The sequence below is a fragment of the Streptomyces sp. NPDC002276 genome (genome assembly GCF_053891435.1).
This window is the reverse complement of the sequence record NZ_JBSFCQ010000040.1, coordinates 1-24,019: the sequence shown is the minus strand read 5'-3', so window position 1 is coordinate 24,019 and position 24,019 is coordinate 1. Positions and strand designations below refer to the sequence as shown.

Genomic DNA, 24,019 nt, shown 5'->3' with positions numbered 1-24,019 from the left:
AACGGCTTGGTGGTGCTGTTCTCCCGGACCTTCCGGATCTCGAAGTCCATCGCGCCCCTTGAACAGGGGTGTTGCGACGACCACTAGAACGGAAGCTGTGCGGGGCCCCTCCGTCGCGCAGATCACATGCAGATCGCATGTTCCCGGGCGCTTGATCCCAGGCGCTAGGCCATGGCCTTCGCCTTGCGGTAGAGCACCGCGCCCGCGAGCAGCGCGCCCGCTCCGACCGGCAGCGCGAGGCCCAGCGGCAGATCGGCGCCGGTGTGCGCGAGTTGCGGGCCGCCCTGAGCCTGGACGGCGGACTGCGCACCGGGCCGGGTGACGTGGACCGCGCCGGTCGGCGTGTGACCGCCCTTGATCGGCGAGATGCCGCCCGGTGAGGCGGGGTGGGCGGGTGTGCCCGGGTGAGCGGGAGTTCCGGGGTGGCCGGGGGTCCCCGGGTGGCCCGGAGTGCCCGGGTGGTGGCCCGGCGTTCCCGGCGGGGTCGTCCCGTGACCGCCGCCCGGAGGCGTGCCGTGATGACCACCACCGTGGTGGCCACCGCCGCCGTCGTGACCACCGCCATGGTGACCGCCACCACCGTGATGGCCACCGCCACCGTGCTCGCCCCCACCACCGTGGTGACCGCCACCACCGTCGTGGCCGCCCCCATGGTGACCGCCACCATGGTGCCCCCCGCCACCATCCTGACCGCCGCCATGGTGACCCCCACCATGGTGACCGCCACCAACGTGCTGCCCGCCGCCGCCCGGAGGCGTCCCGTGGTGGCCGCCGTCGTTCCAACCGCCGCCGTTGGCGCAGTCGTTGCCGGTGACGGCGTTGCCGATGCCGATGACGTCGACGCTGTTGCCGCACACGTTCACCGGCACGTCGATCGGTACCTGGACGTGGTTGCCCGAGCCGACACCGGGCGAGCCGGAGGTGTGTCCACCGGCGTGCGAGCCCCCTGAGCCGCCGTGCACGCCGTGTCCGCCGGAGCCCCCGTGCCCGCCCGAGCCGCCGTAGCCCCCGTGCCCGCCGGAGTTGCCGTAACCCCCCGAGTCGCCGTAACCACCGCCAACGGACGACCCGTACCCACCAGACGACCCATGCCCGCCACCGTGGTGACCGCCGCTGCCCCCGCCCTGGTTGGCGCACTTGTTGCCGACCGCCGGGTTGAGGATCCCGACCACATTCACGGTGTTGCCGCAGACGTTGACCGGCACATGCACCGGTGCCTGCACGGTGTTGCCGGACAGTACGCCGGGCGAGTCCGAGGCGGAGCCGTTCGCGCCCGAGTCGGCGTGGGCGACACCGCCCGCGGCGGCGATCACTCCGGTCGCCGCCGCCATGGTCATCAAACTCTTGCGCGTGACCTGTCGCATTGCTGAATTCCCCCCTGCCTTCATTCCCTGCTGTCATTCCTGACTGAATGACTGACTGACTGAATTCCTCGCGCGACTCGCCGCCCGATTCCCGGCGAAAAGACGCGCAAAGACCGTCGGCCCCGGAGCGCATGGCGCGCGCTCCGGGGCCGAGGACGTGGTCACCCCTCAGTGGGGCGACGTCACTTGTTGACGCAGGTGTTGCCGAAGGCGGGGTTCAGCAGACCGATCACCGAGATCGTGTTGCCGCACACGTTCACCGGGACGTGCACGGGAACCTGGATGACGTTGCCGGAAACGACACCCGGGGAGTGCACAGCGGCACCCTGAGCGCCCGAGTCGGCGACGGCCAGGCCCGCTCCCGCGAGAACCAGGCCACCGGTGGCAGCCGCAGCGGCGACGACCTTCTTGATCATTATTCCTCCTTGTTGGCAAAAGCGATCTCGTGTTGCCGATCGCATCACCTGTAACGAGGAGGGAGTAATGGAGCTACGAGCTTATGAGCACATTCACTCGTCCCAGTCGCCCCACGCACGCGCGGTCGAATTCACGCGTCAACCGGTGTCACCCGACGTCTCACGAGGCGTCGATGAACCGGTCCAGCACCCGCACCCCGAACTTCAGCCCCTCCACCGGCACCCGCTCATCGACGCCGTGGAACATGCCCGCGAAGTCCAGCTCCGGCGGCAGCTTGAGCGGGGCGAAGCCGAAGCCACGGATGCCCAGGTCGTCGAAGGACTTGGCGTCCGTACCGCCGGAGAGCATGTACGGGATCGCCTTCGCGGTCGGGTCCTCGGCGAGCAGCGAGGACTGCATGGCCTCGACCAGCGCGCCCTCGAAGGAGGTCTCCAGCGCCTTGTCCGAGTGCACGTCCTCGCGCTTGACCTTGGGGCCGAGGATCCGGTCGAGGTCGGCGAGGAACTCCTCCTCGTGGCCCGGCAGGAAGCGCCCGTCGATGTTCGCGGTGGCCTCGCCGGGGATGACGTTGACCTTGTAACCGGCGTTCAGCTGCGTCGGGTTGGCGGTGTTGCTGAGGGTCGCGCCGATCAGCTTGGCAATGCCGCCGAGCCGCTTGAGGGTCGACTCCATGTCCTCCGGGTCGAGCGGGGTGCCGAGCGCGTCGCCGAGTTCGTCGAGGAAGGCCCGGGTCGTCTTGGTGACCCGCACCGGGAACTTGTGCCGGCCCACCCGCGCGACGGCCTCGGACAGCTCGGTGATCGCGTTGTCCCGGTGGATCATCGACCCGTGCCCGGCCGTACCGGCGACGGTCAGCTTCAGCCAGTGCATGCCCTTCTCTGCCGTCTGGATCAGATAGAGCCGCCGCTCCTCGCTCACCGTGAACGAGAACCCGCCGACCTCGCTGATGCCCTCGGTGACACCGTCGAACAGCTCGGGGTGGTTGTCGACGAGGTGCCGCGCACCGTACGTACCGCCCGCCTCCTCGTCCGCGAGGAAGGCGACCACGATGTCGCGCGGGGGCCTGCGCCCGCTGCGCAGCCGGTCGCGGACGACCGCCAGGGTCATCGCGTCCATGTCCTTCATGTCGACCGCGCCGCGCCCCCACACGCACCCGTCGGCGACCTCGCCGGAGAAGGGGTGGTGGGTCCAGTCCGCCGCGTTCGCCGGTACGACGTCCAGGTGGCCGTGGATGAGGAGCGCGGGCCGGGAGGGGTCCGTGCCCTCGATCCGGGCGACCGTGGAGGCGCGTCCCGGGTGCGACTCGAAGATCTGCGGTTCGAGGCCCACCTCGGCGAGCTGCTCGGCGACGTACTCGGCCGCCTTGCGCTCCCCCGGCCCCGAGTGGTCGCCGTAGTTGCTGGTGTCGAACCGGATCAGCTCGCGGCAGAGGTCCACGACCTCGTCCTCACCGCTGACGCCCTTGGCCGTGCCCGTGTCGCTCACGCTGCTTCCTCCCACTGTCACTGCTGGCGGTTCTCCCCTTCATCCTCCCTCTCCCCGGCCCGCACCCCAAGGGCGGTCCGCGCCCGTCACACGCCGTTCACGCGGGAGGCGGGTGGGAACAGGGGGTGATCGGCCACCCCTGGAAGCCTGGTAATGTTTCCTTCGTCGCCGCGGGGGAAACCACGCGCGACAGACACCTTGTCCGGGTGGCGGAATGGCAGACGCGCTAGCTTGAGGTGCTAGTGCCCTTTACGGGGCGTGGGGGTTCAAGTCCCCCCTCGGACACATCGCAGGTGAGGGCCGCGACCACCAAGGTCGCGGTCCTCGTCGCATTTGTGGGGGATGTCTCCTTCGGACCGAAGATCACCAGGTCAGAGCGTTGCCGGACGCTCACGGAGTGCCCCCGTTCGGCTTCCCCGAGTGGCCGTCGGCAGGCGGGGCGCCTAGCGTCGTACTAAAATTTCCGGCTTGTTACGGAACGGAGCTGGAGCTGGACAACCCCAGGCATACCTGCGGGCCCGCCAGCACCCCGGATGTTTCCGGGTTCGAGACGCGAGGACCGATGGCAGCCATACACGAGAGCAGTGCTCTCGGGCTTGACGAAGAGATCCGCACACAGTTCGGCGATACGGCACGATTCTCCGCGGCACCCGCCGCCTCTGCCCGCACGCTCGTCGACATCTTCGACGCGTCCGTGCGGTCGTATCCCGACGAGCTCGCCCTGGACGACGGCACCGTCCGCCTCACCTACCGCGCACTCGCCGTCGAGGTCGAGACCCTGCGCCGCACCCTGGCCGCCGCCGGTGTCGGCCTCGGCGACCGCGTCGGTGTGCGCGTCCCGTCCGGGACCAACGACCTCTACATCGCGATCCTCGCCGTACTCGCCGCCGGTGCCGCCTACGTCCCCGTGGACGCCGAGGACCCGGACGAGCGGGCCGAGCTGGTGTTCGGCGAGGCCGACGTCCGTGCCGTGATCGGCGCCGAGCACGCGCTGACCGTGCTCGGGCACAGTGACGTCCCGGCCGCCCGGCCCGGTGTCGAGCAGGACGCGTGGATCATCTTCACCTCCGGCTCCACCGGCAAGCCCAAGGGCGTCGCCGTCACCCACCGCAGCGCGGCGGCCTTCGTGGACGCCGAGGCGGCACTGTTCCTCACCGACGACCCGATCGGTCCGGGTGACAGGGTCATGGCGGGCCTGTCCGTCGCCTTCGACGCGTCCTGCGAGGAGATGTGGCTCGCCTGGCGCTACGGCGCCTGCCTGGTGCCCGTGCCGCGCTCCCAGGTCCGCAGCGGCGCCGACCTCGGCCCGTGGCTGGTGGACCAGGACATCAGCGTCGTCTCGACCGTGCCGACCCTCGCCTCCCTGTGGGAGCCGGAGGCGCTCACCGACGTACGCCTGCTGATCTTCGGCGGTGAGGCCTGCCCGCCCGAGCTGGTGCAGCGGCTGGTCACCGAGGGCCGCGAGGTCTGGAACACCTACGGTCCGACCGAGGCGACCGTCGTCGCCTGCGCCTCCCTGATGACCGGCGACGAGCCGATCCGTATCGGACTCCCGCTGAACGGCTGGGAGTTGGCGGTCGTCGACGAGGCCGGGGTGCCCGTACCGATGGGCGGCAGCGGCCAGTTGGTGATCGGCGGAGTCGGACTCGCCCGCTACCTCGACCCCGAGAAGGACGCCGAGAAGTACGCGCCCCTCGAATCGCTCGGCTGGGAACGGGCGTACCGCAGCGGCGACTTGGTCAAGGCCGAGCCCGAGGGCCTGATTTTCCTCGGCCGGGCCGACGAACAGATCAAACTCGGCGGACGCCGGATCGAGTTGGGCGAGGTCGACGCGGCCCTCCAGGCACTGCCCGGAGTCGCGGGCGCCGCGGCCGCCGTACGAACTGCCCGCAGCGGCAACCAACTTCTCGTCGGCTATGTCGTCACCCAGGAGGGCTGGGACCAGCCCTCCGCCGTCGAGAAGCTGCGGGCCGAACTGCCCGCCGCCCTCGTGCCGTTGATCGCCCCGGTCGAGGACCTCCCGACCCGCACCTCCGGCAAGGTCGACCGCAACGCACTGCCCTGGCCGCTCGAAGGCCTGGAGACCGCCGGCGCCAAGGAGCAGCTCTACGGCACGGAGGCCTGGCTCGCCGAGCAGTGGGCCGAGGTGCTCGGCATCCCCGTGAGCACCGCCTCCGACGACTTCTTCGCGATCGGCGGCGGCAGCCTGGCCGCCGCCCAGCTCACCACCCGGCTGCGCACCCGCTACCCGAGCGCGGCCGTCCTCGACATCTACCAGCAGCCCACGCTCCGCAAATTGGCCCGGCACCTGGAGGACTCGGCGCAGGGCGACGGCACGGCACGCGTGATCGCGCCGGTCCCGACCCGCGCCAAGGTGATCCAACTCCTCGCGCTGGTCCCCCTGTTCACCCTCGTCGGCCTCCGCTGGACAGTGGCACTGGCCGCGCTCGGCAACGTGCTCAGTGGTTATGCGTGGCTGCCGAGCACGTCCTGGTGGCTCGTCGGCGCGGGCGCGCTGCTGCTCTTCAGCCCGCCCGGCCGCCTCGCGATCTCCGCGGGCGGCGCCCGCCTCCTGCTGCGTGGCGTGAAGCCGGGACGCTACGACCGCGGTGGCAGCGTCCACCTGCGGCTGTGGACGGCGGAACGGCTGGCCGAGTTCAGCGGCGCGACCGCGCTGACCGGCTCCTGGCTGGAGCGGTACGCACGTGCCCTCGGCGCCAAGGTCGGCCCGGACGTCGACCTGCACTCCCTCCCCCCGGTCACCGGCATGCTCAAGCTGGGCCGCGGTGCCGCGGTCGAGTCCGAGGTGGACCTGTCCGGCTACTGGCTGGACGGCGACCGGCTGGAGATCGGCCCGGTCAAGGTCGGCGCGCACGCCGTCGTCGGCACGCGCAGCATGCTGTTCCCCGGCGCCCGGGTGGGCAAGCGGGCCGAGGTGGCGCCGGGTTCGGCCGTCACCGGCACGGTCCCGACCGGCCAGCGCTGGGCGGGCGCCCCCGCCGTCAAGCTCGGCAAGGCCAAGCGCAACTGGCCCAAGGAACGCCCGCAGCGCGGCACGTACTGGCGGGCGATGTACGGCATGACGGGCTTCGCGCTCACCATGCTCCCGGTGGTCGCGGGCGCGGTCGCGCTCCTGATGACCAGCCTGTTCGTGGCCCCGGGCGACGGTCTCGGCGAGGCCCTGCGGGGCGCGTCCCTGGCCCTGGTCCCTGCGACGCTCGCCTTCGGGCTGACGTACGCGCTGCTGATCCTGATCGGTGTACGGCTGCTCAGCCTCGGCCTGCGCGAGGGCACGCACCCGACACACAGCCGCATCGGCTGGCAGGCGTGGACCGTGACACAGCTGATGGACCTCTCCCGCGAGACCCTGTTCCCGCTGTACGCCGGGCTGGTCACGCCGGTGTGGCTGCGGCTGCTCGGGATGCGGATCGGGCGGGGCGCCGAGGTGTCGACCGTGCTCGCGCTGCCGAGCCTGACGACCGTGGGTGAGGGCGCGTTCCTGGCCGACGACACCTTGACCGCGCCGTACGAACTCGGTGGCGGCTGGGTGCACATCGGGCGGGCCGAGATCGGGCGGCGGGCGTTCCTCGGGAACTCCGGGATGACCGCGCCCGGGCGGAGCGTGCCGGACGGCGGGCTCGTCGGGGTGCTGTCGGCGACGCCGAAGAAGGCGAAGAAGGGCACGTCGTACCTGGGCCTGCCGCCGGTGAAGCTGCCGCGCAGCACGAGCGGCGGCGACCAGAGCCGGACGTACGACCCGCCGGCCCGGCTGCTGTGGGCGCGCGGGCTCGTCGAGCTGTGCCGGATCGTGCCGGTGTTCTGCTCGGCGGCGCTGGCCGTGCTGACCGTGGCCGCGCTGTGCGCGCTGGGTGCGTGGGCGCCGCTCCTGTCGGGCCTGGTCCTGCTCGCGGTGGGTGGCCTGGCCGGGCTGATCTCGATCGTGGCCAAGTGGACCCTCGTCGGGCGGCACCACGGTGCCGAGCACCCGCTGTGGAGCGGTTACGTGTGGCGCAACGAGCTGGCGGACACCTTCGTGGAGGTCGTCGCGGTGCCGTGGCTGGCCGGTTCCGTGCCGGGTACTCCGGTGCTGACGGCGTGGCTGCGCGGGCTCGGCGCGCACATCGGCAAGGGCGTCTGGGTGGAGAGCTACTGGCTGCCCGAGACCGACCTGGTGACCTTGGAGGACGCCTCCACGGTGAACCGTGGCTGTGTGCTCCAGACCCACCTCTTCCACGACCGGATCTTGCGGACGGATACTGTGGTCCTCCGTGCGGGCGCGACGCTGGGTCCTGGCGGAATCGTCCTGCCCGGCAGCGAGGTCGGGGCGCGCACCACTCTGGGCCCCGCGTCACTCGTGATGGCGGGGGAGTCCGTTCCGGACGACACCCGCTGGCTGGGCAATCCGATCGAGTCATGGCGATCCTGAAGACAGGTCACGCGGCGTCGGCTTCGGAGGGCGGTGCACGGGTACGAGATACGAGCACAGCGCAGGGAGCAGACGCAGCAGTGACCGTTCAGCAGGCGGCAGGTCCGGACCCGTACTTCCCGGCAAACGGCGATGCCCGCTACCGGGTGCACCGCTATGAGCTGGCGCTGGACTACCGCCCCGGCCCCAACCGGCTGGCCGGCACGGCCCGTATCAACGCGATAGCGGGCCGTGCGCCGCTGCCCGAATTCCAGCTGAACCTGGGCGACTTCAAGATCGGCCGGATCCGGGTGGACGGCCGCCAGCCGCACTACACGCACCGCGGCGGCCGACTGCGCGTCCGACCGGCGAAGCCGCTGCGAGCCGGTGCCGCGTTCACCGTGGAGGTCCACTGGTCGGGCAACCCCAAGCCGGTCGCCAGCCCCTGGGGCGGCCTGGGTTGGGAGGAGTTGACGGACGGCGCGCTGGTGGCGAGCCAGCCGATCGGGGCGCCGTCCTGGTACCCGTGCAACGACCGCCCCGCGGACAAGGCGTCGTACCAGATCTCGATCACGACGCCGTCGGCGTACGCGGTGGTGGCGGGCGGACGCCTCCTGACCCGAACGACCAAGGCTTCCACGACCACTTGGGTGTACGAACAGTCGGCGCCGACGTCGAGCTACCTCGTCGGCCTGTCGATCGGCAAGTACCAGACGGTGCTGCTGGGCGACCCCGGTCTGGGCGGAGTCCCGCAGCACGGACACATCCCGTCGGACCTACTCCCGGAGTTCTCAAGGGACTTCGCCCGCCAGCCCGCGATGATGGAGCTGTTCCAGGACCTCTTCGGCCCGTACCCCTTCGACGAGTACGCGGTGGTGGTGACGGAGGAGGAACTCGATGTCCCCGTCGAGGCACAGGGGTTGTCGCTGTTCGGCGCCAACCACGTTGACGGGGCCCGGGGTTCGGAACGGCTGGTCGCGCACGAGTTGGCCCACCAGTGGTTCGGCAACAGCGTGTCCATCGCCGACTGGCGGCACATCTGGCTGAACGAGGGCCTCGCCAAGTACGCGGAGTGGCTGTGGTCCGAGCGCTCGGGCGGCCGTACGGCCCACCAACACGCCGCCGCGGCCCACCGGTTGCTCGCCACGCTCCCCCAGGACCTGCGCCTCGCCGACCCCGGCCGCAAGTCGATGTTCGACGACCGCCTCTACGAACGCGGCGGCGTCACCGTCCACGCGGTGCGTTGCGCGCTGGGCGACATCGCGTTCTTCCGCATGCTGCGGAGCTGGGCGAGCGTCCACCGCAACGGCACGGTGACAACAGCGACGTTCACGTCGCACGCGTCCCGGTTCACCTCGGAGCCGTTGGACCAGCTCTTCGAGGCGTGGGTGTACGGGACACGGTTGCCTCCGATGCCTTCGGCGGAGACGGGGATCGCGGTCTGAGTCGTCGGCTCCGTTGCGGGTGGGGAGCTGACGGAGTATCAAATTGCTTCATGGCAGCCACGTGGAGTCGGGGGTTCGCGGAGACGGGTGAGTGGCTGGAGGTCTACGGGGAGACCGAGCCGCAATCCGTCCCGCTGGAGCGGATGTTCACCACGGGATCGGACACAGGACGCCCTTTCACCGGGTATCTCTACGTCTGGTCGCTCGGGTACACGGGGGACGACGCGCCGTCCGTGAAGGTCACGCTGTTGTTCCCGGCCATGGGTGGTTGGCGGGTGAAGGACGTCCAGGCCGTCGTGTACCACCTGCCGCCGGTGGCGGACGAGCGGGCGTGGCGGACCACGCTGGCCCGGGACCTGCGGGCGGCCGGGCCCGTCTTGGAGGCAACCGGCAAACTCACGGCGGACCTGGTCGGTTTTCCCGAGATCAACGCGATGATGTCCGCCGCCGCGCACCTGAGGGCACGCAGCGCACCGCAGATGCGGGACGAGGAGTGGTTCGTCAGGCGCGTGCACCGCAGTCCCGGCGGGATCCTGCACCAGGGAGTCGAGTGGACGCTCCCGGCGAACTTCGTTCGGCAGATAGGGAGTCGGGTCACCGGCGCCCTCCTCGTGGAGTTCATCGGCGCCGCACCCACGCACGAGGACACCGACCCTCCTGCCGACGAGCCGCCCTCGCTCCTGGCCTGCGCGGCGCTCACCCGCGACAAGGAGACGAGGCTGCCCGAGGACGCCTACGTCCAACTGCCGCTCCGCGTCACCCCCGAGCGCCCGCGGGCGTAGGCCCGGCACAATGTCCTCCATGCCCAGACGCACCAACAACCCCACCTGCCCCTGCGGCCTCCCCACCCCCTACGACAACTGCTGTGGCCGCTACCACTCAGCCACCGCCCCCGCCCCCACCGCCGAGGCGTTGATGCGCTCGCGCTACACCGCCTTCGTGCGACTGGACGCGCCGTATCTGCTGCGCACCTGGCACCCCCGGACGCGGCCTGCCGAACCGCTCGACCTCGATCCGGGGATGCGGTGGACGGGGCTGGAGGTCCTGGAGACGGGCGGCGGGTCGGCGTTCCACCAGGCGGGGACCGTGACGTTCCGCGCGTCGTACACGGGCGGCGCGATCCATGAGCGGAGCCGGTTCGAGCGGGTCGACGGGGCGTGGGTGTACGTCGACGGGGAGTTCATCGAGGACTGAGCAACTACGGCGCCAGGATGTCCAGTTCCTGGAGTGCACCGATCGTGATCTCGCGGGTCAGGGTCTCGGCCCGGACCGCGTCGCCCTCGCGGACCGCCTCCGCGACCTGGACGTGGAGGGTGACGGCGGCCGGGTCGGGGTCCTCGAACATGACCTCGTGGTGGGTGCGGCCGGCCAGGACCTCGGTGACGACGTCGCCGAGGCGGGCGAACATCTCGTTGCCGGAGGCGGCCAGGATCACCCGGTGGAAGGCCACGTCGTGGACGAGGTAGGCCTCCAGTTTGTGGCCGCGCGAGTTGGCGACCATGCCGATCGCGCACTCGGTGAGTTCCGCACACTGCTCCGCCGTGGCGAACTTGGCGGCGAGCCCGGCCGCGATCGGCTCGACCGCGGAGCGCAGCACCGTTAGGGAGCGCAACTGCTGCGGGCGGTCGGCCCCCGCCAGGCGCCAGCGGATGACCTGCGGGTCGTAGACGTTCCACTCGGCCTTGGGGCGGACCGTGACGCCCACCCGGCGGCGGGACTCGACCAGGTGCATGGATTCGAGGACGCGGACCGCCTCGCGCATCACGGACCGCGACACCTCGAAGTCCTTGGCCAGCTCGTCCGTGCGCAGGACGCTGCCCGGCGGGTACTCGCCCGCGGTGATGGCGGGGCCGAGGGAGTCGAGTACACGGCCGTGCAACCCGCGGCCCGGAGTGGTCATGCACTCAGCGTACGGGGCGGGTCACCGAACCAAAAAGTCAGACTTATATGTCACAGACTCTTGAATTCGTCGTACCTAATCGGTTTCAGTGGGATCGACATCAGGTGTCGACGGAGACAGTGAGGCAGCGATGCGTACCCCCCATGTCGTCGTGGTGATGGGCGTAGCGGGCACCGGGAAGACCACCATCGGTCCCCTGCTCGCGGCCCGGCTCGGCGTGCCGTACGCCGAGGGCGACGACTTCCACCCGCAGGCCAACATCGCCAAGATGTCGGCCGGGCACCCGCTGACGGACGAGGACCGGTGGCCCTGGCTGGACGCCATCGGCTCCTGGGCGCACGGGCGCGCGGGACTCGGCGGGGTGGTCAGCAGCTCGGCGCTGAAGCGGTCGTACCGCGACCGGTTGCGGGCCGCCGCCCCCGGGGTCGTCTTCGTGCATCTCACCGGCGACCGCGCGCTCATCGAGGACCGGATGGCGCACCGGCACGGGCACTTCATGCCGACCGCGCTGCTCGACTCGCAGTTCGCCACGCTCCAGCCGCTGGAGGCCGACGAGGCCGGTGTCGCCGTGGACGTCGGCGGCACCCCGGAGCAGATCGCCGAGCGGGCGACGACCGCGCTGGAACAGGTCCCCGAGCCGACCGTCTGACACCCCTAATCCCTCTCTCATATCCGCAAGGAATCCACCGTGACCAGACTCAGCGTCGAGATGCTGGCAGCGGACCCCGTCGAGCCCATCACCTCGGCCGGCCACGCTCAGCTGGGCATCGCCGTACTGGCGGGCATCGCCGTCATCGTCCTGCTCATCACCAAGTTCAAGATGCACGCCTTCCTGGCGCTGACCATCGGCTCGCTCGCGCTCGGCGCGTTCGCCGGGGCGCCGCTGGACAAGGCCATCACCAGCTTCACCACCGGGCTCGGCTCGACGGTCGCCGGTGTGGGCGTGCTGATCGCCCTCGGCGCGATCCTCGGCAAGCTGCTCGCCGACTCCGGCGGCGCGGACCAGATCGTCGACACGATCCTCGCGAAGGCGAGCCCCCGGTCGATGCCGTGGGCGATGGTCCTGATCGCCTCGGTGATCGGGCTGCCGCTGTTCTTCGAGGTCGGCATCGTCCTGCTGATCCCGGTCGTGCTGATGGTCGCCAAGCGCGGCAACTACTCCCTCATGCGGATCGGCATCCCCGCACTCGCCGGTCTGTCGGTCATGCACGGGCTGATCCCGCCGCACCCCGGGCCGCTGGTCGCCGTCGACGCCGTCAAAGCCAACCTCGGTCTGACCCTCGCGCTCGGCGTGCTGGTCGCGATCCCGACCGTGATCATCGCGGGCCCGCTGTTCTCGAAGGTCGCCGCCCGCTGGGTGGACGTCCAGGCGCCCGACCGCATGCTCCCGCAGCGCCCCTCCGAGGACCTGGAACACCGTCCCGGCTTCGGCGCGACCCTCGCCACGATCCTGCTGCCGGTCGTGCTGATGCTCTCCAAGGCGCTGGTCGACATCATCGTGGACGACCCCACGCACACCGTGCAGCGCGTGTTCGACGTCATCGGTTCCCCACTCATCGCGCTGCTCGCGGCCGTCATCGTCGGCATGTTCACGCTCGGCCGCCCGGCCGGCTTCACCAAGGAACGGCTGTCCTCGACCGTCGAGAAGGGTCTGATGCCGATCGCGGGCATCCTGCTCATCGTCGGCGCGGGCGGCGGCTTCAAGCAGACACTGATCGACTCCGGTGTCGGCCAGATGATCCTGGACATCTCAAAGGACTGGTCGATCCCGGCGCTGCTGCTGGCCTGGCTGATCGCGGTGGCGATCCGGCTGGCGACCGGTTCGGCGACGGTGGCCACGATCTCGGCGGCCGGTCTGGTGGCGCCACTGGCCGCCGACATGTCCTCGACCCACACCGCCCTGCTCGTGCTGGCGATCGGCGCGGGCTCGGTCTTCTTCAGCCATGTCAACGACGCCGGATTCTGGCTGGTGAAGGAGTACTTCGGCCTGAGCGTCGGCCAGACCCTCAAGACCTGGTCCGTCATGGAGACGATCATCTCGGTGGTCGCCGGCGGACTGGTCCTCCTCCTCTCGCTCGTGATCTAGGGGTACGGGAATGAGTCATCCTCTCTTCGACATCAGTGGCCGTACGGCCCTGGTCACCGGCTCCAGCCGGGGCATCGGACTCGCCCTCGCGCAGGGCCTGTTGGAGGCCGGCTGCACGGTCGTCCTGAACGGCCGGGACGGCGACCGCCTCACCAAGACAGCCGCCGGACTCCCAGGTGACGTCCACACCGCCGCCTTCGACGTGACTGACGGCCCGTCAGTGACCACCGGAATCAAGGACATCGAAGACCGGGTCGGCCCGCTGGACATCCTGGTCAACAACGCGGGCATGCAACTGCGCGCCCCGCTCCTGGAGTTCACCGACTCCGACTGGCACCGCATCATCGACACCAACCTCACCAGCGCGTTCCTGGTAGGCCGTGAGGCGGCTCGCCGCATGACGGAACGCGGCCACGGAAAGATCATCAACATCTGCTCGCTCCAGAGCGAGGTGGTCCGCCCCGGCATCGCGCCCTACGCGGCCACCAAGGGCGCGTTGAAGATGCTCACCAAGGGCATGTGCGCCGACTGGGGCCCGTCCGGCGTCCAGGTCAACGGCCTCGGCCCCGGCTACATCGAGACGGAACTGACCCAACCCCTCGTCCAGGACGAGGAGTTCAGCGCCTGGGTCCGGAAGCGCACGCCCGCCGGCCGCTGGGGCACCACGGACGACCTGGTCGGTGGAGTGCTGTTCCTGGCGTCCCCCGCCGCGGACTTCGTGAGCGGACAGGTGCTGTACGTCGACGGCGGCATGACGAGCGTGCTGTAGAGAACGGGAGTCCGGACATGCTGGGTTGTGTGATTCACGGTCAGGAAGATCTGCGCGTCGAGGAGTTGACGGTCCCCGAGCCCGGCCCCGGCCAGGCCCTGGTCGCCGTCCGCTACGGCGGCGTCTGCGGCTCCGACCTCCACTACTGGCGCCACGGCGGCGTCGGCGACTTCCGCCTCAAGGAACCGATGCTGCTCGGCCACGAGGTGGTCGGCACGATCCTGTCCTACGGTCCCGGAGGCTCAGGTCCCGCCCCCGGTACGGCAGTTGCCGTGCACCCGGCCACTCCGTGCGGGGTGTGCCCCGAGTGCGCGGACGGTCGGCGGAACGTCTGCCGGGACACCGCGTATCTGGGCAGCGCGGCCCGCTTCCCGCACGTACAGGGCGGTTTCGCGGCCCAAGTCTCAGTCCCCGCAGACCAGTTGAGGGCCATCCCAGCAGGCCTGAACCTCCGCCGGGCCGCCCTCGCCGAACCCCTCTCCGTCGCCCTGCACGCCGTACGGCGGGCCGGGGACGTGACCGGACGCCGGGTGCTGGTCACCGGCGCGGGCCCGATCGGCTGCCTGGTCGTCGCGGCGGCGAAGGCGGCCGGCGCGGCACACGTCACGGTCACCGATCTCCTTCCGGCAGCCCTGAGTTACGCCACCGCGGCCGGTGCCGACACCGTCGTACGGGCCGATGATCCGGAGGACTCCGGGTGGCCGTCGGAGGTCGACGTGGCCATCGAGGCGTCCGGGGTGGCGGCCGGGCTGGACACCTGTCTGCGGCTCGTGCGGCGGGGCGGGGCCGTCGTGCAGCTCGGGATGCTGCCGCCCGGGCAGAGTCCCTTCGCGGGGAATCTGGTCGTCAGCCGGGAAATCGAACTGCGGGGCGCGTTCCGCTTCGACACGGAGTTCGACGACGCGCTCCAACTCCTCGCCGTGGAGCCCGCGTTCGACGCGCTCGTCAGCGCGGTGGTACCGGTCGTGAACGCCGAGTCGGCGTTCACGCTGGCGGCCGACCGGAGCCGGTCCTGCAAGGTGCTGCTGGACTTCGGGGGGGGTGAGCGGGTCCTGCGGGGTGCGGCAGGGCTGCGCGCCTTGAACCGAACTCACCCCACCCGACTCGCCTCCTGAGCCCGGGCGTCAGCCCCCTGCCTTGCCCCCCGAGCATCGATTCGCCCCTGCTCTCGCATCTTGGGCGCATTGCCTTCCCGGGCGCGGCGGGCCGTCCCATCATGAGGGAACCCACTGGGGTCCGCGCGCGGCCACCGGCCCGGCGAGGCAAGCCCGGGGGCGACCGCAACGGGGGGCGTCATGGGGGTTTCGCTCGGCGTGCGCATATCGGCGCTGTGTTTCGCGGGGGCGTTGGCCATCGGGACCGCGGCCGCGTGCGGCGGTGGCGACGGAAACACCGCGAGCAAGTCGTCCGAAGGTGGGAGCGACGGGGGCACGAGCGCCGTCGGCGGGACCGCGAACGGAGGGCAGGACGGGGGCGGGACCGGGAACACGGGCGGCGCGGGCAGCACCGGAAGTACTGGCAGCACTGGCAGCACGGGTGGCACCGGCAGTACAGGTGGCGGCATGCCCACCTGGAAGCCGCCCGACGGGAACGGTGGCAGTGGATCGAGCGGCTCGGGAAGTTCAAGCGGATCCGGTGGCTCGGGCGGATCCAACGGGTCTGGCGGTTCGGGAAGTTCAAGCGGTTCCGGCGGATCGGGCCATACAAGCGGCGGCGGAGGCGGAGGCAGCATAGAAGGCCCCGCCTGGTTACCCCCCGGGCCGCACTCGCCCAACACCGACACGCAGATCGACCCCGAGGTCGTCTACGACCTGCTCGGTGAGAAGCCGGCGAGCTGCGCGGACACCGCCCAGCAGATCCCGGCCGATCTCGACCACAACAAGGACAACTGGCGGGTGCTCCGCGGACTCGCCGAGGCGTGCAAGGCCGTGCAGGGCCAGGGCGGCGACTGGGATCTCGCGGCCTCGGACTACGCCGCGCTCCAAGGCAAGTTGAAAGGCTGCAAGGGCAGTGCCGCTTACACCGCACTCGGCGGAATCCTCCGCTTCCACGGGCAACACCCTTCCACCACCGTGAAGTTGAAGGCTTCCGCGGCGGGCGGCGGCGGAGCGGTCTGCCGCTTCCGGATCGATTCCGTGCACGCGGGCGCCGACGGCGCGGCCAAGCCGGGCGACACGATCACCGTCACGGTCGGCGGCATCTACTTCGACAAGGCGGAACTTCTCGGCGGCGCGAGCACGATGACCATCGCCGACGTCCCGGCCGACCTCCCCGGGGACGACCCCGACCCCACGACCGAACCGCCCGACCAGGAGACCTTCGAGGTCGTCGTCCCAGATCCGGGGCCGGGAGGCTACGGACAGAAGGTCACCGTGAGCCTCTCCCACAACGGGGGAACGCCGGTGACCCTGAAGAACGCCTTCACCCTCACCGCCCCCGCCTCCCCCGACGACTCGCCGGTCACCTCCCCGGGGACATCCCCCTCGACCGACGCCGCCCACTCCCGGTGAACGCCCCCACACCAGAACCACCGAGCCCACCCGACCCCCCGAACCCACCACTCCCGCCCGACCCACCGGCCCCAACCCCCGAACCACCCCCCACGCCCACCCCCACTCCCACCCCCGGCCCCCCGAAATGGGTCGAGTTCCTCGGCACCGTCGGCTCGCTGCTCTCCCTCTTCACGGCCGTGCTGTTCTACTTCGGCTGGGCCAGCACGGACGCCGAGACGCGGGCCCTCGGGCTGCGGGACACGCTCTTCCGGTTCTCCACCGCCGACTACCTGCTGCGCAGCGTGGACGCGCTCTACTTCCCCGTGCTCGTGGCGGCGGCCGTGTGGATGGCGGCAGCGGCCCTCCACCACCGGGAGGATCGCGACCCGGAACGCACCGCGAGGGTCCTGCGCGTCCTGCGGTACGCCTGGCTGCCGTCGCTCCCGCTGCTCGCCCTCTACTACGTCGCTCCGGGCGCCCTGAATCTCGTCGTCCCGCTGGCGATCCTCGCGGGCGTGCTGCTGAGCGCGTACGCGTACACGCGGCCCGCGGACCGGCGGAGGGCGGCGCGTATCTGGGTTCCGGCCCTGCTGGTCGCCGTGGTCTCGCTGTTCTGGGCGGTGTACGCGTACGCGGAGATCGTCGGCCGGGGCCGCGCCGCCGAGACGACCGCCACAGTCGACGACGGATTCCCGGCCGTCGTCGTGTTCAGCAAGCAGGACCTGCTGATCCGCGGCGGCGGCAGCTGCGTATCGGCCGTCGCGGAGAAGGGCAGCCCCTACCACTTCCGGTACGCCGGGCTGCGACTGTTCCATGTCTCGGGCGACCGCCTGTTCCTCGTACCGCGGTACTGGGCCCCCTGGGACGGCACCCTCTACGTACTGCGGGACGGGGACCCCGGGCTGCGCGTGGAGTACGTCAGCGGGCGCGCCTACCGGGCCAGGGAGTGCTGACCGCCCTCACGGCTTCCACAGCGGGTGTTCGCGCTTGGCCCACTCCCTGCTCACAGTCCCCGTACGCAACCCCGCCCGCGCCTCCGGGTCGCCGAGCGCCATGCCGATGTGGCCGCCCAGCACGATGCCGATCGTGAGGGCGAGCCAGTCGTGGACGAAGGTCGCGCTGGTGCGCCACATGATCGGGGTGAGGTGGGTGAACCACATCATCAGGCCCGTGCCGAGCATCACCAGGGTCGCGCCGGCGATCCAGTTGGCGTAGATCTTCTGGCCGGCGTTGAACTTGTCTGCCGGGCGCGCCGATCGGCGTTTGTCGCGCATCAGGGCGCCGCGCAGCCAGACGCGGTCGTGCGGGCCGAAGCGGTTGAGGAAGCCGAGGTTGACGCGGAAGCCCCGGGAGAAGAGGCCGAAGAGGACGGGTACGGGGAGCGCGACCCCGGCCAACTCGTGGATACGGACGACGAGTTGGCGGCGGCCGACGAGTTCGGCGAACTCGGGGATGTAGAGGCAGGCCGCGGTGGCCACGCAGATGCCCATGAGCGCGGCGGTGGTCCGGTGGACCCAGCGCTCGGTGCGGCCGAAGCGGCGGATCCGGGCCGAGGGCTCCGTCTGCGGGGCGTGGGCTTCAGCTCGTAGGGTCATCGTCGCGTCCGTTCGACTTGCCGACCCAGGCGTCGACGTCGTAGCCCCGATCTTCCCAGTAGCCGGGCTTGACGTGCTCGGTGACCGTGATGCCGGAGAGCCACTTCGCGGACTTGTAGAAGTACATGGGGGCGACGTAGAGGCGGACCGGGCCGCCGTGGTCGTGGCCCAGGGGTTTGTCCTGCATGCGCAGCGCGACCAGGATGTCGGAGCGGCGGGCCTGGTCGAGGGTGAGGCTCTCCGTGTAGGCGCCGTCGAAGCAGGTGAAGCGAACCGCCCCGGCCTTGGCGCGCACTCCCGCGGCGTCCAGGAGCCGGGACAGTCGCACCCCCTCGAAGGGGGTCCCGGGGACCCGCCAGCCGGTGACGCACTGGACGTCCTTGACCAGCCGGGTCTGCGGCATCGCGCGCAGATCGGCGAGGGTGTAGGTCGCCGGTCTGTCGACCAGGCCGTCGACGGTCAGCCGGTAGTTCTGGGCGTTCTTGTTCGGCACGGACGCGGTGACGGAGTAGTAGCGGAAGCCGCCGCCGTTCGGGAGCAGTCCGGTCAGCCCTGTGGGGTCCTTGCCGGAGACGGCACCCAGGAACCCGTCCATGCCCTTCTGTAGAACGGGCGCGGACACGACACCGAGGGCGCCCAGGCCGAGGGTGCCGAGAAGGACACGGCGGCCGATGGGCCGGCCCTGTGCTTCCTTCTCCTCCTCCGACGGCTCGGGCGACTCGGTCGGTTCAGGGTTCACGCACTCATTCGAACACCCGCGACCCCGGCGCGGCCAGGGATCGCGGATGCTCGTCAGACTTCCGTAACCACTTCTTACGTGCTTCTCAGCGACGACAGCTCGGCGACAGCCCGGCAACAGCTCGCCCACGGCTTCCTACGGCGTCTCCGTGGCCGCCTTGTCCAGCTGGAACGCCTCGTTGCCGAGCCCGATGCGGGCGTGCGCCTCGGGGTTGCGGGAGCGCAGGAACAGTCCCTGGGCCAGGCCGACGAGCAGGGCGAGGCCGACGATGCCGGGCAGGATCCAGCTCAGGGACGAGCCGGGGCCCGCGCCGACCAGGACGTCGAAGTCCTTGACGGTGTAGACGGCGATGACGACGAGCGCGATGCCGGAGAGCGCGGAGGTGACCAGCCGCCAGGCCTGGGCGCCGGCGGAGCCGCGGCGGGCGAAGAAGACGATCACCGAGAGGGAGGCGGCGGCCATCAGCACGATCACACCGAGGGCGCCGATGTTGCCGAACCAGGTGAACAGGTGCAGGACCGGTTCGGTCGGGTCGCCGGTCGGCTTGTCGTCCACCACCGCGAAGACGATCACGATCACGGCGGACACGGCGGTCTGCAACAGCGAGCCGGTGCCGGGGGCGCCGCTGGAGCCCGTCGTACGGCCGAAGGCGGACGGCAGCAGGCCCTCGCGGCCCATGGCGAAGGCGTAGCGGGCGACGACGTTGTGGAAGCTGAGCATGGCGGCGAACATCCCGGTGACGAACAAAACGTGAAGGATGTCGGTGAAGGTGCCCCCGAGCCGGGACTCGGTCAGGTAGAAGAGCAGGCCCGCGCTCTGCTTCTGGGAGACGCCGACGACCTGGGAGGGCCCCGTCGCCACGGTGATCGCCCAGCAGCTGAGCGCGAAGAAGACGGCGACCCCGCCGACCGCGAGGAACATCACGCGGGGCACCAGGATGTGCGGGCGGCTGGTCTCCTCGGCGTACACCGGGGCCTGTTCGAAGCCGAGGAAGGCGGCGATGCAGAAGCACAGGGCGGTGCCGACCCCGGCGCCGCTGAGGGTGTCGGGGTTGAAGGCGTGCAGGGACAGCCCCTCCTTGGCCGGGTCGGCGACGGCCGCGACATCGAAGATGACAACGAGCGCGACCTCGACGATCAACAGCACACCGAGCACGCGCGCGTTGACGTCGATCTTCAGCCAGCCCAGTCCCCCGACGACGGCCACGGCCACCAACGCCGGTATCCACCAGGCGACTTGGGCATGGGCGTAGGTGGAGAAGAGCCCGGAGACCTCGAAGCCGAAGATGCCGTAGATGCCGACCTGGAGGGCGTTGTACGCGACGAGCGCCACCAGGGCCGCGCTCGCCCCGGCGGTACCGCCGAGCCCCCGGGAGATATAGGCGTAGAAGGCACCCGCGTTGTGGACGTGCCGGCTCATCTCGGCGTAACCGACGCTGAAGAGGACCAGGACAACCCCAAGAAGGACGAAGAGCAGCGGCTGCCCCTCGATCCGCATCACCGCAAATGTGGTGGGCATGACACCCGCAACCACCATGAGGGGCGCGGTAGCCGCAAGCACGGAGAGCAGCAGACCCCCCGTGCCGAGGCGGTCGGCACGCAGGGCGCGCTCCTGCCCCCTAAAGGTACTGATGCCACTGCCACTGCCACTGCTGCTGCCGCCGTCCGCGGTGGCGCTGCTCGTGCTGGAACTGCCCGTCGTCATGGCGGGAACGTCCTTTCGGGGTCGCTACGGGGGGGCGTTACGTCGTACCGAGCGCATGGTCGCGCGCGGCACGGAAAGCGGTGAGCGGGTCGCGGTCCGGGTAGGACCAGGGGGCCGGGGTCGGGTGTTCCCCGATGCGGTGGAACAGGGCGGCGGCCTCGGCGGCGCGACCCTCGTAGTACTTGGCGTGGGCGAGGAAGTTGAGGTCGACCAGGCGGCGCGGATGGCCCTCGTGCTCCCACTCCAGCCACCAGTCGAAGGCGGCCTTCATCACCTGCCGGGCCCGGCGTCCCGACCAGTGCTCGGAGGCGGCCGGGTCGGCGGGTTCCAGGCCGACGGCGGCCAGCACGCGGTAGCGCTCGGTGTGCGCGACGACCGGCAGGATGGCGAGCGGGGAGTCGGCGGGGGCCTGTTCGGCGGCCCAGTAGGCGAAGTCGTAGACCTCGTGCAGCGGGTCGAGGCCCGCGGTGGCCCGGCGCTCGGCCAGCCTGGCCACCATCAGATGGTGGGCGTGGTGGTGGTCGGCGTGCCGGTGGCGGACCTCGTCGAAGAGTTGGACGACGCCCTCGTCGGTGCCGAGGCTGTGCTCCAGGAGGAGCAGTCCGAGCCAGGGCGTCGGATCAGCGGGCACCCGGGCCGCCGCCATACGGCACGCCTCACGGGCCCGGACCGGCTTCTCCTTGCCCGCCAGCACGCGCTGGACGAGGGCGACGGCGAGCAGCACGGAGGCATCGGCGGACTCGGGCTCGGCGAGCAGCCAGTCCCGGGCCCAGGCGGCGGTGTAGGACTCCTGGGCGAGGACGGTGACCCGGTGGGCGCGCAGATCCCACTCGTCGCCCGTCTGGGCGAGCAGACCACGCACCGCCTGCCAGCGTCCCTGGGCCAACGCGGCTCGCGCGGTGACGAGTTCCCCGTCGTCGAGGGCGGCGTCGAATGCCTGGGCCGCACGTTTGTTACGGCGTCCGAGGGGTGGCGGGGGTGGGGACACCCGGGTATTCCTCACGATCCTCACGCGACGCTGCGGGACATCGGCGTGCCATCGGCCGATCACGCACAGCAAACCCCCAGCCAATACTTCGCGTCAAGTGCCGTACGGCTGTTACTCCTGTCAACTACCTTTTCACAAAAGGCACTTGTGGCCACAACCCCTACCCGGGACGGTACGCGCCCAAGCGTTCACGGGTAACCGATGTGTCGTACGCCATGGCGCTCGGGCGCGCGGCGACGGACCATGGCAGCACGGTCCCGCTTCCGGGAACTTCCAGGGGCACGCCGGACCCCGGGGCGCTACAGTCGCCCAAACGCACCCCGTAGCCCGGCCCAACGATCGAGGTACGCAGCGTGTCGGTTCTGGTTCTGATGCTCTCCGTGAGTGCGGCCTGTTGCCTCGGCTTCGGGTTCGTACTCCAGCAGAACGCGGCCCAGCAGGCACCCCTCAGCGACTTCCTCTCCCCGAGAATCCTCCTCGACCTGATGCGGGTACCACGCTGGCTCGGCGGCATAGCCCTGATGATCGCGGGCATGGTACTGGGCGCGATAGCCCTGTCCCAGGGCGAGGTCTCCCTGGTAGAGCCACTCCTCGCGACGAACCTCCTCTTCGCCCTGGCCCTCTCCCGCAAGCAGACAAAACAACCCCTGGGCCGCCAGGGCTGGACAGGCCTGGCACTCCTGGCCGGCGGAGTGACGACGTTCATCGTCGCGGGCGAACCGCACAGCGGCACAGCGGTGACGGACCCCTTCCGCCACTGGCTGATCATCGGCGCGATGGTGGGCACGGCCCTCCTCCTCACGACCTACGCCAAACGCTCCCGCCTCAGCGCGGCCCCGGTCCTCCTGGCCCTGGCCGCGGGCCTCCTCTACGGCGTGCAGGACGCGCTGACCCGGGTCAGCGGCCAGCGTTTCACCGAGGGCGGCCTCACCGAACTGGTCACCGGCTGGCAACCGTACGGAGTACTGGCACTCGGCGTGACGGGCCTGGTCCTCGTACAGAGCGCATTCGAAACGGCCCCCCTGCGCATGTCGCTCCCCGCCCTCACCGCGGCCCAGCCGCTGGCCGGGATCATCTGCGGAGTGGGCTTCCTGGGCGACCGACTGCGCACCGACACCGGCGCGCTGGCCTGGGAGGCGGTGGGCCTGGCCGGAATCGTCGTAGGCATCCTGCTCCTGGGCATGCACCCCGCGATGCCGAGCGGCACGACAAAACCGCGGCCGACCCTGAACCTCCAGCCCCGCTGACCCCCTCCCCCCTCTGTTTGGATGGGGCCATGAGCGCAGCAGACGAAATCCTGGACATCGTCGACGAACACGACCGCGTGACCGGCCAGTCCCCACGAGGCGAGGCCTACGCCCAGGGCCTGCGCCACCGCGCGGTCTTCATCCAGACCCGAGACGCCCAGGGCCGAGTCTTCGTCCACCGCCGCACCCCCACCAAACTGGTCTTCCCCTCCCTCTACGACATGTTCGTCGGCGGAGTGGTCGGCACAGGCGAGTCCTACGACGACGCGGCCCTGCGCGAGGCAGAGGAGGAACTCGGCGTCACCGGCCTCCCCCAACCCGGCTTCCTCTTCAAGTTCCTGTACGACGACGGCGCCGGCCGGACCTGGTGGTCGGCGGTGTACGAGGTGCGCTGCGAACTACCGATCAGCCCCCAGGTCGAAGAGGTCGACTGGCACGCCTTCCTGGAGGAAGGGGAGATCGAACGACGCCTGAACGACTGGGAATGGGTACCGGACGGCCTGGCGGCCTACGAACGACTCAGGGAGTACCACTCCAAGACGGCCGGATAGGGTCGCTCCCGTGATCGATTTCGCACGGAACGTCCGACTGTGGTTCGCGCCTCAGCAGATCAGTGAGGAGGGCAGCACTCCCGACTACCGCTTCTCCCTGGCCAACGAGCGCACCTTCCTCGCCTGGCTGCGCACCGCGCTCGCACTGATCGGCGGCGGCTTCGCGGTCGACCAGTTCCTCCCGGACCTACGCTGGGCCTGGCGAGTAGGCCTGGCCCTCGCCCTCCTCGCGGCAGGCGTCCTGTGCTCACTGCGCGCGGTCAACCACTGGGTGCGCTGCGAACGGGCGATGCGCCAGGGCAAGGACCTGCCCGTGTCCCGCTTCCCCGCACTGCTCGGCATCGCCGTGGCGATCGTGGCCGTAGCCATGGTCATCGTCGTACTGGCCGGCTGGGAAGGATGACCAGCCCCCCGAACCGCGACCCGGGCCTACAACCCGAACGCACCCGCCTGGCCTGGCGCCGCACGACCCTGTCGAGCACAATCGCCGCGGTCCTGGCAGCAAAAGCGGCACTGCACGGCGGAATCAACGCCGAAGGCATCATCATCTGCGCCCTGTGCTGCGCACTCTGGCTGGGCTTCCTGACAGTGGCCCACATCCGCATCACCACCCTCGCGACCACCAGCGCACCCCCACCCCTGACCCCCCGCCAAGCCACCACGGCGGTGCTGTGCACGGTGGCCGTGGCGATATGCGCGGCGGTGCTCGTGTATTGAGAGGCGGAATGGACCACGGCCCGGCACCCGCCGACGCACGGGAGCGGGGCGTGGCGGTACGGCGAGCCCGCCGCTTAGCTGGTCCCCACGCCGTCCACTGTGACAACACCAGAGG

At 70.6% G+C, this 24,019-nt stretch carries 22 protein-coding genes and 1 tRNA gene; 15 read left to right on the top strand and 8 right to left on the bottom strand.

Annotation, left to right across the window (positions count from 1 at the left end):
- Positions 1-164: 164 nt before the first annotated feature.
- The 3 genes from ACWIHT_RS46390 to ACWIHT_RS46380 all read right to left on the bottom strand — a co-directional run bounded on the left by ACWIHT_RS46390 (position 165) and on the right by ACWIHT_RS46380 (position 3,266).
- Positions 165-1,364 (bottom strand): chaplin, encoded by a 1,200-nt coding sequence (locus ACWIHT_RS46390; RefSeq protein ID WP_456174692.1) that lies wholly within the window; start codon positions 1,362-1,364, stop codon positions 165-167.
- 182 nt (positions 1,365-1,546) lie between these two features.
- On the bottom strand, positions 1,547-1,780 hold the full coding sequence (gene chpH, locus ACWIHT_RS46385) for a chaplin ChpH (RefSeq protein WP_019059153.1): 234 nt from the start codon (positions 1,778-1,780) through the stop codon (positions 1,547-1,549).
- A gap of 160 nt (positions 1,781-1,940) precedes the next feature.
- Entirely contained in the window at positions 1,941-3,266 is a 1,326-nt protein-coding gene (locus ACWIHT_RS46380) for a M20/M25/M40 family metallo-hydrolase (RefSeq protein ID WP_456174691.1), read from the bottom strand.
- Between the two features lie 200 nt (positions 3,267-3,466).
- Between ACWIHT_RS46380 and ACWIHT_RS46375 the strand changes: the two genes are divergently transcribed.
- The 5 genes from ACWIHT_RS46375 to ACWIHT_RS46355 all read left to right on the top strand — a co-directional run bounded on the left by ACWIHT_RS46375 (position 3,467) and on the right by ACWIHT_RS46355 (position 10,310).
- Positions 3,467-3,551, top strand: a tRNA-Leu gene (locus ACWIHT_RS46375).
- 277 nt (positions 3,552-3,828) lie between these two features.
- Positions 3,829-7,692, top strand: coding sequence for a Pls/PosA family non-ribosomal peptide synthetase (locus tag ACWIHT_RS46370; RefSeq protein ID WP_456174690.1), 3,864 nt, complete (start codon positions 3,829-3,831; stop codon positions 7,690-7,692).
- Positions 7,693-7,772: 80 nt separating this feature from the next.
- Positions 7,773-9,116 carry a M1 family metallopeptidase gene (locus ACWIHT_RS46365; RefSeq protein ID WP_456174689.1) on the top strand — a complete coding sequence of 448 codons (1,344 nt, stop codon included), beginning with the start codon at positions 7,773-7,775 and terminating at the stop codon, positions 9,114-9,116.
- Between the two features lie 50 nt (positions 9,117-9,166).
- Positions 9,167-9,898 (top strand): hypothetical protein, encoded by a 732-nt coding sequence (locus ACWIHT_RS46360; RefSeq protein ID WP_456174688.1) that lies wholly within the window; start codon positions 9,167-9,169, stop codon positions 9,896-9,898.
- 19 nt (positions 9,899-9,917) lie between these two features.
- The gene (locus ACWIHT_RS46355) at positions 9,918-10,310 is read left to right on the top strand and encodes a YchJ family protein (protein ID WP_456174687.1); all 393 of its coding nucleotides are present in this window, start codon (positions 9,918-9,920) and stop codon (positions 10,308-10,310) included.
- A 4-nt stretch (positions 10,311-10,314) separates the two neighbouring features.
- On the opposite strand, the gene ACWIHT_RS46350 is transcribed toward ACWIHT_RS46355, so the two are convergent.
- Positions 10,315-11,016: a FadR/GntR family transcriptional regulator gene (locus ACWIHT_RS46350; protein WP_093624811.1), complete on the bottom strand. Its 702-nt coding sequence runs from the start codon at positions 11,014-11,016 to the stop codon at positions 10,315-10,317.
- Positions 11,017-11,146: 130 nt separating this feature from the next.
- On the opposite strand from ACWIHT_RS46350, the gene ACWIHT_RS46345 reads away from it, so the two are divergent.
- The 6 genes from ACWIHT_RS46345 (at position 11,147) to ACWIHT_RS46320 (ending at position 17,316) form a co-directional block, all read left to right on the top strand.
- Entirely contained in the window at positions 11,147-11,665 is a 519-nt protein-coding gene (locus tag ACWIHT_RS46345) for a gluconokinase (protein WP_456174686.1), read from the top strand.
- A 39-nt stretch (positions 11,666-11,704) separates the two neighbouring features.
- Positions 11,705-13,102, top strand: a complete 1,398-nt coding sequence (locus ACWIHT_RS46340) for a GntT/GntP/DsdX family permease (protein ID WP_456174685.1) — start codon at positions 11,705-11,707, stop codon at positions 13,100-13,102.
- A 10-nt stretch (positions 13,103-13,112) separates the two neighbouring features.
- Positions 13,113-13,871: an SDR family oxidoreductase gene (locus ACWIHT_RS46335; protein WP_456174684.1), complete on the top strand. Its 759-nt coding sequence runs from the start codon at positions 13,113-13,115 to the stop codon at positions 13,869-13,871.
- A 17-nt stretch (positions 13,872-13,888) separates the two neighbouring features.
- Entirely contained in the window at positions 13,889-14,986 is a 1,098-nt protein-coding gene (locus ACWIHT_RS46330) for an L-idonate 5-dehydrogenase (protein WP_456174683.1), read from the top strand.
- Between the two features lie 447 nt (positions 14,987-15,433).
- Positions 15,434-16,381 carry a hypothetical protein gene (locus ACWIHT_RS46325; RefSeq protein ID WP_456174682.1) on the top strand — a complete coding sequence of 316 codons (948 nt, stop codon included), beginning with the start codon at positions 15,434-15,436 and terminating at the stop codon, positions 16,379-16,381.
- Positions 16,378-17,316: a hypothetical protein gene (locus ACWIHT_RS46320; RefSeq protein WP_456174681.1), complete on the top strand. Its 939-nt coding sequence runs from the start codon at positions 16,378-16,380 to the stop codon at positions 17,314-17,316. The genes ACWIHT_RS46325 and ACWIHT_RS46320 overlap by 4 nt, the downstream gene beginning before the upstream one ends.
- 6 nt (positions 17,317-17,322) lie before the next feature.
- Here ACWIHT_RS46320 and ACWIHT_RS46315 read toward each other — a convergent pair whose 3' ends face one another.
- From ACWIHT_RS46315 to ACWIHT_RS46300, 4 genes are all read right to left on the bottom strand, one after another.
- Entirely contained in the window at positions 17,323-17,958 is a 636-nt protein-coding gene (locus tag ACWIHT_RS46315) for a cytochrome b/b6 domain-containing protein (RefSeq protein ID WP_456174680.1), read from the bottom strand.
- On the bottom strand, positions 17,942-18,697 hold the full coding sequence (locus ACWIHT_RS46310; protein ID WP_456174679.1) for a molybdopterin-dependent oxidoreductase: 756 nt from the start codon (positions 18,695-18,697) through the stop codon (positions 17,942-17,944). The genes ACWIHT_RS46315 and ACWIHT_RS46310 overlap by 17 nt, the downstream gene beginning before the upstream one ends.
- A gap of 135 nt (positions 18,698-18,832) precedes the next feature.
- Entirely contained in the window at positions 18,833-20,401 is a 1,569-nt protein-coding gene (locus tag ACWIHT_RS46305) for an APC family permease (RefSeq protein ID WP_456174678.1), read from the bottom strand.
- Positions 20,402-20,438: 37 nt separating this feature from the next.
- Complete coding sequence (locus ACWIHT_RS46300) at positions 20,439-21,389, bottom strand: hypothetical protein (protein ID WP_456174677.1); 951 nt, start codon at positions 21,387-21,389, stop codon at positions 20,439-20,441.
- 353 nt (positions 21,390-21,742) lie between these two features.
- On the opposite strand from ACWIHT_RS46300, the gene ACWIHT_RS46295 reads away from it, so the two are divergent.
- The 4 genes from ACWIHT_RS46295 to ACWIHT_RS46280 are packed head-to-tail and all read left to right on the top strand — an operon-like array spanning position 21,743 to position 23,904.
- Positions 21,743-22,636 (top strand): DMT family transporter, encoded by an 894-nt coding sequence (locus ACWIHT_RS46295; RefSeq protein ID WP_456174676.1) that lies wholly within the window; start codon positions 21,743-21,745, stop codon positions 22,634-22,636.
- Between the two features lie 29 nt (positions 22,637-22,665).
- Positions 22,666-23,187, top strand: a complete 522-nt coding sequence (locus ACWIHT_RS46290) for an NUDIX hydrolase (RefSeq protein ID WP_456174675.1) — start codon at positions 22,666-22,668, stop codon at positions 23,185-23,187.
- 10 nt (positions 23,188-23,197) lie between these two features.
- On the top strand, positions 23,198-23,590 hold the full coding sequence (locus ACWIHT_RS46285) for a YidH family protein (protein WP_456174674.1): 393 nt from the start codon (positions 23,198-23,200) through the stop codon (positions 23,588-23,590).
- A complete protein-coding gene (locus ACWIHT_RS46280; protein WP_456174673.1) occupies positions 23,587-23,904 on the top strand; it encodes a DUF202 domain-containing protein in 318 nt (105 codons plus the stop codon). The genes ACWIHT_RS46285 and ACWIHT_RS46280 overlap by 4 nt, the downstream gene beginning before the upstream one ends.
- Positions 23,905-24,019 lie beyond the last annotated feature (115 nt).